This is a genomic window from Bradyrhizobium sp. CCBAU 11434 (assembly GCF_028128895.1).
GTDB classification, from domain to species: Bacteria; Pseudomonadota; Alphaproteobacteria; order Rhizobiales; family Xanthobacteraceae; genus Bradyrhizobium; species Bradyrhizobium zhengyangense.
Window position 1 is genome coordinate 77,110 of sequence record NZ_LBJX01000099.1, and the last position, 15,791, is coordinate 92,900.

Annotated in this window: 8 protein-coding genes and 1 pseudogene; 4 read left to right on the forward strand and 5 right to left on the reverse strand. The window is 59.1% G+C overall.

Annotated features, from left to right (window positions below):
* The first annotated feature begins 181 nt into the window (after nucleotides 1–181).
* From XI06_RS31195 to XI06_RS31205, 3 genes are read left to right on the forward strand one after another with little or no spacing between them, the layout of a single operon-like run.
* Nucleotides 182–4,195 (forward strand): AAA family ATPase, encoded by a 4,014-nt coding sequence (locus tag XI06_RS31195; RefSeq protein WP_271607147.1) that lies wholly within the window; start codon nucleotides 182–184, stop codon nucleotides 4,193–4,195.
* A gap of 24 nt (nucleotides 4,196–4,219) precedes the next feature.
* Nucleotides 4,220–6,568, forward strand: a complete 2,349-nt coding sequence (locus tag XI06_RS31200; RefSeq protein WP_237871068.1) for an NAD(P)-binding protein — start codon at nucleotides 4,220–4,222, stop codon at nucleotides 6,566–6,568.
* On the forward strand, nucleotides 6,565–9,579 hold the full coding sequence (locus XI06_RS31205; protein WP_237871066.1) for an NAD(P)-binding protein: 3,015 nt from the start codon (nucleotides 6,565–6,567) through the stop codon (nucleotides 9,577–9,579). The genes XI06_RS31200 and XI06_RS31205 overlap by 4 nt, the downstream gene beginning before the upstream one ends.
* Nucleotides 9,580–10,168: 589 nt before the next feature.
* On the opposite strand, the pseudogene XI06_RS31210 reads toward XI06_RS31205, so the two are convergent.
* Together XI06_RS31210 and XI06_RS43605 are read right to left on the reverse strand one after the other, a co-directional pair.
* Nucleotides 10,169–10,960, reverse strand: a pseudogene (locus XI06_RS31210) (serine hydrolase domain-containing protein); the annotation flags it as partial.
* Between the two features lie 12 nt (nucleotides 10,961–10,972).
* The gene (locus XI06_RS43605; protein ID WP_333909379.1) at nucleotides 10,973–11,368 is read right to left on the reverse strand and encodes a hypothetical protein; all 396 of its coding nucleotides are present in this window, start codon (nucleotides 11,366–11,368) and stop codon (nucleotides 10,973–10,975) included.
* A 761-nt stretch (nucleotides 11,369–12,129) separates the two neighbouring features.
* Here XI06_RS43605 and XI06_RS44015 point away from each other — a divergent pair.
* Nucleotides 12,130–12,309 carry a response regulator transcription factor gene (locus XI06_RS44015; RefSeq protein ID WP_377807307.1) on the forward strand — a complete coding sequence of 60 codons (180 nt, stop codon included), beginning with the start codon at nucleotides 12,130–12,132 and terminating at the stop codon, nucleotides 12,307–12,309.
* Between the two features lie 18 nt (nucleotides 12,310–12,327).
* Here the strand turns inward: XI06_RS44015 and XI06_RS31220 are convergent, their stop codons facing one another.
* From XI06_RS31220 to XI06_RS31230, 3 genes are read right to left on the reverse strand one after another with little or no spacing between them, the layout of a single operon-like run.
* On the reverse strand, nucleotides 12,328–13,677 hold the full coding sequence (locus XI06_RS31220) for an aspartate aminotransferase family protein (RefSeq protein WP_237890015.1): 1,350 nt from the start codon (nucleotides 13,675–13,677) through the stop codon (nucleotides 12,328–12,330).
* A 16-nt stretch (nucleotides 13,678–13,693) separates the two neighbouring features.
* On the reverse strand, nucleotides 13,694–14,359 hold the full coding sequence (locus XI06_RS31225; RefSeq protein WP_237890014.1) for an HAD family hydrolase: 666 nt from the start codon (nucleotides 14,357–14,359) through the stop codon (nucleotides 13,694–13,696).
* Entirely contained in the window at nucleotides 14,356–15,621 is a 1,266-nt protein-coding gene (locus XI06_RS31230; RefSeq protein ID WP_237890013.1) for a Tm-1-like ATP-binding domain-containing protein, read from the reverse strand. Before XI06_RS31230 ends, XI06_RS31225 begins: the two co-directional genes overlap by 4 nt.
* Nucleotides 15,622–15,791: the final 170 nt, after the last annotated feature.

A 15,791-nucleotide genomic window follows, 5' to 3' on the forward strand; every position in this document is an offset into this window, starting at 1 on the left:
GAGTGAAGGCCTTGATGCCGTTCTGTGGAAAGGTTTCCCTGTTCCACCACTGTTGAAGCCTCGGACGAAAGTCTATTTAATAGATCCCGATAAGTCTGTGAACGGAAACGTCGTGGAGGGGTAGTCCAATCGAGCCTTTCCATCGGCAGGGTATTGCTATTGATCACCTGGGGTCATGTCTATGGACCGACTCAGCGTGGACGTCAGCGCATACGTTCCGGGATGGGTTAGGACCGCTCTCGCCGAGAGTCGCCACGGCCCAGACGACTCGGTTCTCGAATCCGGACTCGCCATTATCCTTTTGTTCGACATAGCCGGCTTTGTCGAGACAACGAACCAGCTGGCCCGCAGAGGACCCAGCGGCGCCGAGGACGTTTCCGATCTGCTGAGCTCATGCTTCGGACCTCTTACCGAAATCATCGGGGAGCACGGAGGAGACATCATCGCATTCGTTGGCGATGGCATCCTCGCCATGTGGGATGACGCAGTAGCCCTGGGGCAGGCGTCTCTCCTTGCCGCGCGCTGCGGGCTTGCGCTGAAAGCCGAAATGAATAGGCAAGTGCAGGCGGGTCAACATCAGCTCCAGCCACGAATTTCAATCGACATCGGCCAGGTTCACTGCTGCAAACTCGGTGGCCTTCATGATCGCTGGCATTTCGTAATCGTTGGATCCCTATTCGGGCGCTTGGGAGATGCCTATCGCAAAGCCCAAATTGGCGATGTCGTGTTGTCCCGCGAGTTGCACAACTCGATACAAGATTATTGCGAGGGAGCTCTCTCGCCAGAACTCTTTACGCTCATCGGAATGTCGGGCGACCGCACGACGCCGACGCGTCGGTTTCGCATCAATGCGAGTTCCCTGCAGCTCCAAGCACTCGTCCCCGACATCGTCGTTGATCATCTTCGATTTGGCGAACAGCGATGGTTAGCGGAATTCAGGAACATTACCGTCGTCTACGTCAGCTTGTTCGAACTCTCGTTTGATCGGCCTTTCGCGGAAAAGCTTCAGGTTGCGGTCAAGCAGGTTCAACGCACCGCTCATAGATTTCACAGCGAGATTCACAAGATCATCATGGACGACAAAGGCTTCTGCATGTCGCTTGCCTTTGGCCTTCCCCGACTAGCCCATGAGGACGATCCGCAACGGGGCATCGAGGCGGCCCTTGAAATTTTCAAGGAGCTCGAATCCACGGGAGTGCGGGTTTCGATCGGCATTGCATCGGGAAAGCTGTTCTGCGGCGATTATGGCGGCCGCGAGCGCCGTGAATACTGCCTTATGGGACCCGCAATCAACATGGCGTCGCGGCTGATGGAGTTGGCCGCGGGGAAGATTCTCTGCGATGCCACGACGGCGGAGGCTGTTAGGGAGACTGTCAGCTTCTCGGTATTGCCTCCGCAACACGTCAAGGGCAACGACGCCCTGGTCACAGCGTATCGCCCGATAGCGGTCTCACGAGCCCATCGCGACCATCATGACGTCGTGATGGTCGGTCGAGCGAGTGAACGTCGCCAGTTGTACGATGCGCTTCTCAATCGTGTAGGGGGCGCAATCGTCGTTCGAGGCGAGCCCGGCATTGGGAAGTCCGTTCTTCTAGATGACCTGGCGATCTTCGCCAGGTCACATGACGCCTGGACCTTGCGAGGCTTTGCAACGTCGATCGAGAGGTTCACGCCATACTTTGCCTGGCGGAACGTCATCTACGACCTGCTCGGAGGCGACTCGCCGGAACACATCGGTCGCATTGCGCATGAAAAGCTGAGCCATGATCGGACGCTGCTGTCATGGCTGCCGCTGCTCCGTGACATCGTCAACATCAATCGCTCCGAAACCGCTCTCACGCGCCAGATAGTCGGCTCGGCCCGCGCCGCATGCATCGAAGCCCTCGTTGTGGCGCTGCTCTCGGATGGTGAACGTAGCCCACGTGCCCTAATATTCGAAGATCTTCATTGGTTTGACAGCGCATCAATGCACCTCTTGACGGCCGTCGCAAGGCAACTGCCCGATCTTCTCCTGGTCGCAAGCTGCCGCCCTCCAACGATTGTGCCGGCACGCCAGGAGGAAATTGAGTTCGCCACCGAGATCAATCTCGCCGCAATGAGTAAGCAAACAATTGAGCAGCTGGTTTGCAGGCGACTCCGCGCGAATAAACTTCCCGAAGCCCTGGTGGATTTCGTCTATCGGCGGGGTGAAGGTAATCCGTTTCATTGTGAAGAGCTGGCACTAGCGCTTCGTGATACCGGTGCGATCAACGTCAATCGAGGCGTTTGCGAAGTGTTGGCCGATCTTCGTGATCCGGCGAGGCGGACTCTTCCTGCCAATCTTGAGGGTGTGATCATCAGTCGCATCGATGAGCTTGGTGTCGAAGCGCAGCTTCTGCTGAAAGTTGCCAGCGTGATCGACGAGGACTTTACCGTCGAAACTGCTCAAGCGATCTATCCCGCACAGATGGCGTTGATTGACGTTGGTGGGATGCTCGATGAGCTGACCGCGCAAGACTTCCTCGTTGTCGAGGGCGGAGCAGGAGTTTCTGCGCGCTATTCGTTTCGCCATGCCATCAGCCAAGAAGTTACTTACAGGCTGCTGTCGTTTGCTCAAAGGGTCGCGCTTCACAAGACGATCGCAGACGTTATCGAGCGCAAGAATTCTGAATGGCTCGAGCCCTATTACTCGCGACTTGCCCAGCATTGGGAGCTCGCAAACGAAAGCGATCGTGCGATACGATATCTCGAGCTTTCTGCCAAGCAGGCGCTGAGGAGCTACGCCAATCGCGACGCCATACGCTACGTGCAAAGGGCGTTCACACTGATCGACTCAGCTCCGGTCGTCAGCGGTGACGTACTCCGGTCCGAATGGGAGTGGATCCTTGGTGACGCGAATAACGAACTGGCCGACTACGAGGAAGCGTTCTCTCACTTCGGCAAGGCGATGGTGCTCATGAAGCAGACGTCCCCTAGGGGGAGGGTTGGCCGGCTGGCCCGCGTCTTAGTAAACGTGCTGCGGCAAGTTCGATTGCGGCTATGGTCGCCATCATCGGAACATTACTCGACGATCGATAGGAGGAAATTCGAGCGGACCGCGCATATTCGGGAACGGCTGGCCGAGCGGCACTTCTTTCTCAACGAGTCGCTGGCGGTGCTCGATGAAACCTTGTCGGCGCTTAACTTAGCGGAACGCTGCGGCGCTGCCGACGAAGCGATCAGCGGCTACAGTGCTTTGGGATTGGGACTGGGAATGTCAGGATTGCGCGGGGTTGGCCGCTACTATCGCTCGCGCGCTTTGCGGTTTGCGGGTGAGGCGGGAAGTCTCCCGGCAGCAGCTCGAGCGCATCTTCTTGCCGCGGTGTTCGGTTATGGCACAGGCGAGTGGGATTTGACGGAACGCTGCGCACAGCACGCGCTCGAACTTTACCGCCAACTCGGCGATCGCTCTCGCTGGCACGCTCCGGTCACTATTTTGGCGTTCTCGGCGATTTTGCGCGGCGATCTAGCAAACGCTGAAGCACTGTTGTCGGATTTGGAGACGATGGTGTCGTCCGAGTCTACACATCAGGCAGGCGCATGGCTTGCGGCGGCAACCGTACTTTCTAGTTTGATGCGCAACAAGACGGACCCAAGTCAATTGCGGCGTCTAGATGAGCTCACTGAGAAGCGCTTGATCCGCGCGGATCGATTACTTTGTCTTGGTATTCTGGCTTCTGCGCTTCAACAGCGCGGCGAGGCCGAAGCGGCTTTCAAAGTCGCCGAACGCGCTCTTGCCGTTCTCCAGGAGGTCGATGTCGTTTGGGGTAGTTATGTTTATGGGGTGGTAGGGGTAGCTGAGGTCTTCCTGGCAAAGTGGGGAGAAGAGGGCGCCGGTTCGAATGCGATGCCACAGGCGCTGCTCGTGTGCAAACACGCGGCTCGGGTTACTCGAATGTCACCCGTTTGCCGGCCGCAGGCCCTGCTGCTGCGAGGCCGGGCCGCGCTTCTATCTGGCCGGCAGGCGAAGGCCCGGCGCCTCTGGGGAGCGGCTGCGCAGGCGGCGGCCCGGATGCACATGCCTCGCGAGCTTGGGCTCGCGCTCTACCAGATTGCCCAGACAAGACCTCTCGGGGATCCGGAGAGATCATCGAACCTCATTCGAGCGCAAGATATACTGTTGAGCGTAGGAGCTGAACCGGATCTCGCAGCCGTCCGCAAGGCGTTGTCGATTTAGAAGGTCAACTCGGGGAGTTCTTGTATGACAAAACAGAAGGTTGCCATTCTAGGTGGAGGAATGGCTGCACTCGCAACGGCATTCGAGCTGACGCAGCGTCAGCATATACGAGATCGCTTCGATATTACGATCTATCAGATGGGCTGGCGCCTTGGAGGAAAGGGGGCGTCCGGCCGCGACGATGAGAGCCGCGTCGTCGAGCACGGTCTCCATATCTGGTTCGGTTGCTACGAGAACGCATTCGGTATGTTGAGGACGGCTTACCAGGAGTGGAACTCACAAAACGGACAGGCAATTCGGTCGGTTGCGGATGCTTTGAAGGCGCAGTGCGACTCGGCGATTGGCCGTGGCGATGCTCCGGACGTGATTTGTCTCAATTGGCCGTCCGGCGCGGCGGGCGATCCTGGCGACGGGAGGGCCGACCTTTCGCCATTCAAAGCGTTCGCGCAAATGCTTAACGTCGTGCAATGCTTCTATGACCAGCTGATTTTTTTGCCGCCCGCCATACCGACTGAGGTGGAGTTGGACGACGACTCCAGAGCGCTTTTGGATGCGGCGAACGTCGACTACGGCAAGTACGTAACACCAAAGCCGGACTCACTCCGGTTCGGCCCCGATGCAAAAGTCCCCATCGACGTCAAGTGGTGCGCTGCGCTTGCACGTGATTGGTCGCATGCACTTGCGAGCGTGGTTGCCGATCCTAGTGACGTACAACTGCGCGGCTTTGTAAATTTCATCAGAAGCTTTGCAAAGGCGGTGTTGTCGCCAACCTTCGGAAAGGGTGGCGCTGGAATGTTCATGGCGCAACTCATAGACGTCGGAACGGCAACCATTAAAGGCATCATCATCGACATGATGCTTGGTGGAATAACCATTCGCGAGCTGGACCTGATGGATTTTCGTGAGTGGCTCTCCGTCTGTGGAGCGGCTCGCGATTCGACCTATGGCTCACCCATCGTCCAGGCGCTTTACGATTCCATGCTGCAATACTGCGATGGAGACCGGCGGCGTCCGAGCTACGGGGCTGGGACCGCAGCTCAGGCTGTCGTTCGGCTTTACGGTACCTACCGGGATTCGTTCGCCTTCGAAATGCAATCAGGGATGGGTGAAGTCGTAGTCGTGCCGATTTATCGGGTCTTGAAGCAACGCGGGGTGAAATTTGAATTCTTCCGGAAACTCAAGCGTCTGGAGCTGGATCCGCAAGAAGGTTCTGTTGCTCGAATCGTATTTGATCGACAGGTGAATCTTACAAACGGAGCATATTGTCCGACCATCCGCCCTCAACCCTGTAACGGAAATCTGGAATGCTGGCCGGAGACGCCATTATGGAACCAGATTTGCGATGGGCGAGCGCTTCAGGAGCAGGGAGTTGATCTTGAATCGCACTGGTGTTGTCACAACGTCGGTCAAGAGACGCTCGAGTGGGGAAATCATTTTCATGCCGTGGTCCTCGCCATTCCCGTTGGTGCATTCAAGAAGTTAAATGCTGGGCCGGGACCGTGCGATCAGCTCATCGCGGCCAGCAGCAAGTTTCGCGCGATGACGGAGACTGCGATTTTGGTGCCGACCATTTCGGTCCAGTTGTGGTGTACTGTGCCCACCGCGTCCGGGTTGGGCTATCCGCCTTCGCAGGCAATTCCCTCACATTCGCCGGCCAAGACCGTGATATCGACCGGACCGGATCCGCTCGACATCTGGGCGGACATGTCTCAAGTGCTGAAGTATGAGCGCCGGCATCTCGACGCGGACCAGCCGACGTCGCTTCATTACCTGTGTGGAGTGCTTGAGACCGAGCTCTTCCGTGAGCCAGCGTGGCGGACCAACGTGCCTGCTGTTGCGAAAAAGCTCGCTGAGACCCACGCGATCAGCTGGTTGAGCAGCAAATCGTTGTATCTCTGGCCCGACGCAATTTTCCACGGAGGCTTCAATTGGGATTACCTCTTCTGTCGCACTCCCACCAGCGGCCATTATCGGATCAAGCAGCAGGTCTATCGAGCGAATGTTGATCCATCGAGCTGTTGCGTCGTATCGGCGGCTGGCTCGACGCAGTGGCGATTGGCCGCCGACGCGTCCGGTTTTGACAATCTGTACCTCGCAGGCACATGGATCGACACTGGCTTCAATACCGAGTGCATCGAGGCGGCGGTGATGTCAGGGATGCAGGCAGCGCGCGCTATCTCCGGTGCGAGCATTGCAATTGTTGGGGAGGATTTCCTGAGATTTGGAGACGTTCTTTCCTCGCTCGCTGCTCTGGTCGTCGATGGAGCAACGTCGTTGCTGGAAGCCGGGCTCGGTGCCGCGTCCGACGTCGGCGAGGTCGACTTTCAATTGTGGAACGGGCGGTCACGCGAACGACGAACGAGACTTCGATGACGGAGAAGACACAAATTGCTATTCTCGGCGGCGGTATTGGCGCGCTCACGGCCGCTTTCGAACTGACCGAGCAGAATTCGGATGAGCGCCTCGACATCACGATCTATACACTCGGGTGGCGCCTCGGCGGCAAGGCCAGCGTCGGTCGCGACGAAACACGAAACTGGCGCGGGCTTGAGCATGGCCTTCACGTCTGGGCCGGATTCTACGACAATGCGTTCGACCTGGTGCAACGCCTCTACGCTCGGCTGAATCTCCCGCCGCAGGAATGGCGTAGCAAGTTCGAGGGCTTGAACCATTTCACGGTGATGGAATACGTCGACCCTCTGTGGAAGCCTTGGCTGCTGCACGCGCGTCCTAATACGTCCGATCCGGGGATCGATCTGCTGGACCTGGCTCCGACGGTCCTCGTAAAGAACCTGTTGTCTTGGGTTGAACAGGGTTTCCTTGGTTCAGTATTTGGATGCGCCGAAGAACCTGAAATGCGCCTCCAAATCCAGCATGAAACCATGAAGGTGCTCGACACGCGAGAAGTGTTTCCAACGCCGCTGTCCGCCATAGCGGCGCTGCTCGATAGACCAACGTCGGCGTTCAACACCATCAGTTTCGATGCGATGAAACTTGTGGCTGCATTCCGGAAGCAGGTCGGGAAAGCGCGCGCCGCCCTGGACAGAAAGTACGCGGCCTCGGGCCAGACCGATGATGACGAAGTTCGCCGCCTTCAGATACTCTTCGACCTGGCGGCGGGGCTTATACTCGGACTGTTGTCAGACGAGGTGCTGCAGGAGGGACTGGACGCCATCGATTATTTGGAATGGTCGGACTGGATGGCGGGCAACGGGTGCGCGGACGAGAGCTTAAAGTCCGGCGTCGTTCGGGGATGCTACGATTATGTGTTTGGTAGCGTCAAAGGCGTACGCAAGGTGGGAGCCGGTGTCGGGACGGTGGGATTACTCAGGCTGCTGCTTACTTATCGGGGGTCGATTTTCTACACACTGCGTGAGCCGATGGGCGACTTTCTATTCGCGCCGCTCTACAATTACCTTCGAGACAAGGGAGTAAAATTCAAGTTCTTTCACAGACTGGACAAGCTCGTATTATCGACCGACTTGAGTGCGATAGAAAGTATCGGGCTCGGTTGCCAGGTCAAGCTTCGAAATCCAGAGTGCGGCTACAGACCGTTAATCAAAAATCAGGAGACTGGTCTCGAGAGTTGGCCTTGCCACCCTCTCTACGAACAGATCGATGACGATGGCGCGTTAAAGCATCACGATCTGGAATCGTTCTGGACAGAATGGCAAGATGCAGGCTCGTTGACGTTGCGGCGGCGTCCGGCTGACGGCACCCCGATCAACGAAACATTCGACATTGCGATCCTTGCTACCGGCTTTGGAGGACTCAAGAAGATCGCGTGCGATCTCTCGACCGGTCATCCGGACACCTGGGGCAAGTGCCTCGCAAATCTCGAGACGATCCCGACATTGGCTCTGCAACTATGGTTGAAGAAAGATACGGCGCAGCTTGGCTGGCCGGATCCACGGACTGTCATGGTCGGCTTTGAATCAGACAGCGGAGGACCGGGTTCTGCACCGCTGAATTCGTGGCAGGACAACTCGCCGTTGCTCGCCAACGAAACCGGGCAGGGCGGAGATGCGGCGCGATCGTTAAGCTACTTTGTCGGTGTCTTTCCCCAAGACGGGTCGCCTAACGGGCCAAACTACCCGGACGTCGAACTCGCTCGGGCGAAGTCGATGATCATCAAATGGATGAACAAGGATTTACCGGGGATCTGGCCAAAAGCCCGCGATCCCGATTCGCCAAAGTTTGACTGGGATGTGCTGGTCGTTCCGGCGTCGGCTCCGCAGCAGGGCGAGGCCCGTCTCGACTCTCAATATGTTCGTCCGAACATAAATCCGTGGGAGCGTTATGTGCTTTCAGCACCGGGTACTCTTCGGTGGCGCCTATGGCCGGATCAATCAGGTATCTCAAACCTGTTTCTTGCTGGCGATTGGGCCCGCACCGGATTGGATTCAGGATGTGTTGAAGCGGCGGTGATGTCCGGCCGCGTAGTAGCGCGAGCGATAACAGGAGCTAGCATGAACATTCCCGGCTACGGCAATTTTCGTAAGATTCCCGTTCCCATCACGCTGCTGCCAATTGTCAATTTGCTCAAGCAGTTAAAGACACGTGCCGCCGGCGGCTTGGGAACGATGGAAGGCTACTGCGTTACAATTTGGCGCGATTCTGATGAAGTACAGAAATTGTTGCCACCAAGCCTTTCGCTCGATCGTCCACACGGCCTTGCCCGTACGGGACCAACAGGGAAACCCCAGCACCCGGTTGTGCTGCTTTTCTGTCGACAAAGAAACGTTCGGCCAGGCTTTATCCCGATTGGCGGTCTGAGATATCACGAGATCATCGAACTCGTCCCCTACGTGGCACGGAATAGTGCTGATGGGCCGAGCGGCGGTCCATTCAGCTATATGCCCCATCTTTTTCTTGACGAGCTTGCGCCCGTTTTGATTGGCGTCAATCTCTATGGCTATAACAAGCGCCTCGCCCGGATAGCGTCGGCGGGTGGAGCCTTTGAGTTGAATTGTGATCTCGGCGAGATCAGCACCAATCTAGCCGCAAAAGGACTGCCCGGAAGAGCCAGTACGCCACGCTTTCCGTACCTAAAGCTGGTGCGTCAGATGCTCGAGCGTCCGTTGATCTCCCAAACGACGAATGGCGTATTTGTCTACTCTCAACTTGATTTTTGCTTCGACACAGCGACTTTTCAGGGCGTGCAGGGAGAAGTCGCTATGACCTCCCCGTTTGATCCCTGCCCAACAGAGTCAGGCATGTTCCCGGTCACGAGTATTCTCGATGAAGCATATGGTGCGTTCAGGTTTGAGACGAATTGGAGCCTGAGCGTGCCACTCTCGACCGGCGACGATCAATCGAACGTCGTTCCTCCCGACCTTCAGGAGTTCGCCAGCAAGCTCCTTTCAATCTATAAATCTAAGTGAAAGCAGACAGTCTGCTCGGATGATTGAAGCCACGTGGCGTTTTTTTGAAAGCACGGCAGCGTGCCGTCACCGACGGTTGGTAGTCGTGCCGGCCGACCGGGCAAATCCCGAATAGCGTAGGGCAAGAAGGCTGGTCAGTCAGGATCGAGCTTTGTTGTTTTTGTTGATTTGTCGGTCGCTGATTGCGTTCGGGACGCTCGGGTCGCAGGTCAATGAAGTCGCCGGCTCGTGATTTACGATTCGGCTATAACCCATTGATTTGTATAGCTCTGCTATAGCCATCTTTTACATCTAAGTATTTGTCGTTATTCAGAAAACATCAGACTCTTAATCAGCGGGTCCCAGGTTCGAGCCCTGGTGCGCCCACCAAATCAATGGCTTATCCGGCAAAACCGTTTGAGCATCTGATTTTTCAAACGGTCTTTTTCAATCAGCGACCGGCGGCACCAAACAAAGTGCGCATCGCGCGACAGCTCAGCAGTTGGTTGTGTGAGCGCGGCCTAACCGACCATCAGCAGACGGCGCCCCGTGATGGTCGCGCTTGGGGCGCCATGCAAAACCTGCATGGGGCGGGATGCGATTCCGAGTCTCAGGCGTCTTCATCCAGCTTGGTTGCTATCGCGCGATAGCCGCGCGGCCACATGTCGTCAAGACCGAGATCCATCGGCAATGGCTGCGAGGAGACGCGGGCTATGAGGGTCTCGTTCGCTCGATCGACGTAGATCCATTGGCCGTGGATGCCGACAGCAGCAAAGGGACTTTGGCCGCGATCGATGGTGTACCGCTTGCTGCGGTAATTTCCGTTCGGAAACACCTTCGTGAGGTCGCCCCGCGACCAGGCCTCGGCAATGCCGTTGCGCCTGATATCGTCGATCCACCAGGCCGGAACAACCTGTCGACCGCCGCTGATTCCGTAGTTGCGCATCATTTCGCCGAAGCGCGCGAGATCGCGCAATGTGGCGCAGATGCCGCCGGCGACGCGCGCAGGGCCGCGGGAATCGACGGTGATGTAGGCGTCGTGCTGTGCGCCCATCGGTTGCCAAAGGTAATGCGACAGGATCTTCGCGTAGGACATGCCGCAGGCGCGTTCGTAGACCCAGCCGAGCACGACGGTGTTGGTCGAGACATAGTGAAAGGTGTGTCCGTGTGGTGTGCCGTCTGGCCGCAGCGTTTGCAAATATTGCCGCAGATGGGTCGGTTGAATACCTGCCTCCGGCGGCTCCCACCCGGTCGACTGTCGATATTTCATGACATCGCCATCGTGCGCCATGTAGTCCTCGTCGAAGCGAATGCCGACGCTCATGTCAAGCAGATGCCTGATCGTGCAGCCGCCGCCATAGACCGAACCCTCCATTTCGGGGATGTAACGCGTGATCCTTGCGTCCGGATCGAGCTAGCCGCAATCGACCAGGATGCCGCCCAGCGTGCCGGCGATCGACTTGCCGACGGAGAAGATCAAGTGCGGTGTGTCGGGTGCAAGACCGTGGGCGTACCACTCGGACACTACCTGCCCGCGGCGCATCACGACGATTCCGTCGGTGTGGCTCGTACGAAGGGCTTCGCTCAGGTGTGTCGGCTCGCCGTTGCGGCCCGCAAAGCTAACGTCCTCAAGATATCTCTGCCCGAAGAACAGCGGAGCCGGCTCGGGCGAGCGCGCGATGTTGGCTGTTGGCAAAAATTCGCGGACGTTGCGGAATGACCATGTGCTGAACGGATGCTGCCGCCAATTGGCAAGTGTCACCTGCTCTTCCGTCGGGGGGAAGGCGGCCATGATGCGTTGGGAATTCATTCTTGTCCCGTCTTGATGTCAGGGCGTTACGATCGGGTCCGCTTGGCCGTTCGGCAATCAACCGGGTGGTGAAGTCCCGTCCAGCCGGCGGTGAGACTGCCCAGTCAATCAACCTATCGGTGGAGGGCCGGGTGACGCGGCGCCTGCGTTCGGCAGCAAGTTGAGGCGCTGGTCCGGAAATTGCTTGACTAAGGGCAGTGCCTGTCCCAGCGTCGCCTGCGTGAGGACACGGCAGATGTCCCGAACGGAGCGGAATCGAGGAGGGGTAGGCCATGCTGATGCTCATGGGCCGCTCGGACCCTGCAACGAGCGAAGCGGTGCATTTTGCCCAGTCCATACTGGAGGGGTCTGCGACTGCTTTCTATGAGGTCGATGAGGGCTATAACCTCAGGCGCTTCCTGCTGTCCGGCATTCCGGAGCCGTTTCACCGACAGTATCTCGACGGTATGAGCGAGTTTGACCCGCAGCATCCGCGTCATGCGGGGGGCCTCGCGGTCGCGCGGTTGAGCAACACGATTGCCCACCGGCAAGCGCGCGAGACGGCGCTGTACCGCTCCTTCGTCGATCAATGCGGCATCGTCGACATGGTCGACTTCTTCTTTCGGCGCGACGATCAGATCGTCGCCGGTATGAGCGTCGCATGGGATAGGGATGCGAGGATCCCGGAGGGCGCCGTCAGCATCGCCGGGAAGATACATCAGTATCTTCAGTTCAATCTGGTCGGCCGCCCTGCTGCGCCTGAGGACGGGCAACGCTATGGCTTGACCAGCCGCGAGATGGATGTCGTGCGGCTTCTTTGCTGTGGTCGTACGAACCGCGAGATCGCGGAGTGCCTCAACATCGCGCACGCTACCGTGAAGACCCACCTGATCCACATTTTCGAGAAGCTCGGCGTCGAGACGCGCTCCGCCGTGGTGGCCCTGATGGCGCGGCCGAACTAGCGGCCACGCCTCCTTGCGTCAGCCCGTTGCGAGTCCATGGTCGATCGCGCTTGCGATCGATTTGGCGTCATCTGCCGTAATGATCAGCGGCGGCGAGAGGATGATGTTGCTGCCGGATACGCGCACCATTACACCGGCATTGTAGATCGTATCGGCGATCGCTCCGACGCGCTTCTTGTCGAGCGCCTTCTTGCTGTCGCGGTCGGCGACGAGCTCGAGCGCGACCATCAGGCCCTTGCCGCGGACGTCGCCCACGATGTCGTGCTTCTTCTTCAACGCTGCAAGTGTCTCGTTGAGTACCGCGCCGGAGGCAGCGGCCCTCGCGTCGAGCTTCAATCGCTTCGTTTCGGCGAGCGCAGCAACACCGGCCGCGCAGCCGACAGGATGGCCGGAATAGGTGTAGCCGTGGCCGATCGAGCCGAAACTCGTCTCGTCGCTCTCGAAAGCCTCGGCGATCGTCTCGCCGATCATGGTGGCGCCCAGCGGGAAATAGCCCGATGTGATGGCCTTCGCGATCGTCATCATGTCCGGCTTGACGTTCCAGAGCCGCGCGCCGGACCAGGCGCCGGTGCGGCCGAAGCCGGTGACGACTTCATCCGAGATCAGGAGAATGCCGTAACGATCGCAGATCTCGCGCACCAGGCTCATAAAACTTTCGTGCGGGACGATGACGCCACCGGCGCCTAGCACCGGCTCCATGATGAAGGCTGCGATGGTATCGGCGCCCTGGAACTCGATCTCGTCGACGAGCGCATTGGCACAGAGTTGCGCGAGCTTGGCCGGATCGGCCTCGTTGAAGGGATTGCGATAGGTCCACGGCGCGGGGATGTGGTAGACGCCCGGCAACAGCGGCTCGTAGTTGCGGCGAAAGTTTGCATTGCCGTTCACCGATGCGCCGCCGAAATGCGTGCCGTGATAACCCTTCTTCAGTGACAGGAATTTGGTGCGGTCGCGTTGGCCCTTGATTTTCCAATATTGTCGTGCGAGCCGCAGTGCGGTCTCGACGGAATCGGATCCGCCCGAGGTGAAGAACGTGCGCACCATGCCCTCCGGCTTGAACCATTCGGTGAGCTCGTAGGCGAGCTCGATCGCGGGCCCCGTCGAGACGCCGCGAAAACCGGAATAATAGGGCAGCTCGTTGAGCTGGTCGGCGATCGCCTTCTTGATGGGATCGCAGCTATATCCGAGCGTCACATTCCAAAGGCCACCAACCGCGTCGAGCACGGTGTTGCCTTCGATGTCTGTGACGTGGATGCCTTCGCCCTTCATGATGATCCGCGGCGGATGGTCCTGCATGTCCTTGGGATGCGCCATCGGATGCCAGATGCGGCGGGCATTGTTCTCGACCAGGAAATTGATTTCGCGCATGGAATGCTCCGTGTCGTCAGTCGAAGGCCAGGCCGAGCATTTGCAGGGCTTGCCGGTAAGAGTCTCGGGGGTGTCGCACGTCGAACCAGACGGTAGGCAATCCGCAGGCGATCGCGCCTTTGATGTTGCGTTCCTGGTCGTCGACGAAGACGCAAGCCTGAGGCGCAAGTCCGAGGGCATCGCACACGGCGCTATAGGCGCGCGGGTCGGGCTTCAGGATCTTAGTATAGGTGGCATCGACTATGACGTCGAAGTGCTCCAGCAGCGGCAGCCTGCGCCCGAACTCCTCGCCATAAAACAAGTCGAGCTCGTTTGAGAGAATGGCGAGCTTGCGGCCGGCTTCTCGTGCGATCCGGACGGCGCGCTCGGCTTCGGGTCGGATGACCAGCATCGGATCAGCGCCCCGCGCGCGGCGGACGAAGGTCTGCATGTCCCTCCAGTCCTCGCCGATGAGCCTGCCGACCTCGCGGCTGCGAGTCAGCCAGTAGTCGCGCTCAGACAATTCTCCGCACTGCATCGCTGACCAAAGCGGATCGGTGCGAACAGCGAAAGGGCCACGCCAGGTCAGCGTTCCCTTTGGAAGGCCGAGCGCGGCTTCCGTCGCGTCGTGGGTTTCGAACAGGGTTTTTGAAATTACCCCACCGAAATCCAGAACCAGAGCGCTTGCCGTCGATGCGATCATGTCTGCTCCGCCGGCACTTTCCCGCGGGCAACGATGCCATCGGCCACCCAGCGGTCGAAGATCGCCAGCACCTTCGCGACGAAGCCCTGGTGGTTGATATGGTCCTTGATCACGTGGAGTTCCACCGGCGGGCGGATCGCGGCGCGCATCTCCGTGACGAAGGCGCCAAGGCCCTCGGGATCGTGCAGTGGCTCGCCATCCTGGTCCCATTGCTGGATGCCGCCGGTCGGAAGCACGAAGGCAATTGGCGCGGTCGCCTCTGCAAGCTTCGTGGCGATGGCGCGCGCGATCCGGCGGCGATCGTCGGGACCCGAGGTCGCGGACGCAAGCAGGCGATTATGCGCATGGAATGGACGATCGGCGAGTTCAGCCGGCACCGGGAGCCAAGCGGGGAAATCCACCATGTCGATGGCGCCGGGCGCGACGATCTGCGGGATGCCGTTCCGGCCCGCATTCATCAGGCGGTCGGAGCCGGAGTTGACCACCGAGCCCATCAACTGGTTGGCGACCTCCTGGAGGCTCAGATCGAGTACTGCGGCAAATCCGCCTTGCGCGGCGATCGATTCCATCGCGCGGCCGCCCATCCCCGTGGTGTGAAACACCACGACCTCATAGCCGCGCGCCTCAAGCTCCGGCTTCAATTCGACCATGTAGCTGAGACAGCTCTTGCCGAGCGAGGTCAAGGCCACGATCGGTCGCTGGGGCCGCGGCCTGATCACGCTGCGGGCCGCGCCGACGATCGAGCCGCAAGCTTGCGACAATACGGCCGTGCAGGTGCCGTTGAGGCCGTAGAGGCCGCCGGCCCACAGGATCATCATCAGATCGGCGGCGATGCGCTCGGGCGGAATCAGGTGGGAGAACGCAATCGTCGAGACGATCAGCTTGGGAAAGCCGAGCGGCAGCGCGAGCGCGACGTCGAGCGCAAGGTCGGTGCCCATGGTGCCGCCGATCGCGATCACGGCGTCGATGCTGCCATCGTCGCACAGTTGCCTCGTTAGCCGCGCAGCGCCGCGCGCCATCAACGTCATCGACGAGTTCTCGTCGCCGCTTGCGATCACCGCCGCGATGGTCGTATCAGCTGCGGCTGCGACTGCGTGCTTGTCGTGCGCCGGCTTGTAAGAGGGATCGCCGAGCACGCTGATGTCCATCATGACGGTCTCGCCGCCGACCTCGTCGATGCATCGCTGCATGAAGAGCAGCTCATCAGCCTTGGTATCTCCGGTGCCGATCAGCAGGATGCGCGGGCGAGGTCTGTTGGTCATGTCGTCGGAATGCCGATGCTGGAGTGACGGGACGCGCTGCGACACAGGCTGCGCGCGGGTGTTGGTTGCCGGCGAAATTAGGAACTTGCTGCGATGCGTGACATCCACCTATCGGTGGATTGTGAAACATGCCGCATCGGGGCTGAATGACGCCTATCGATCGCGATGGC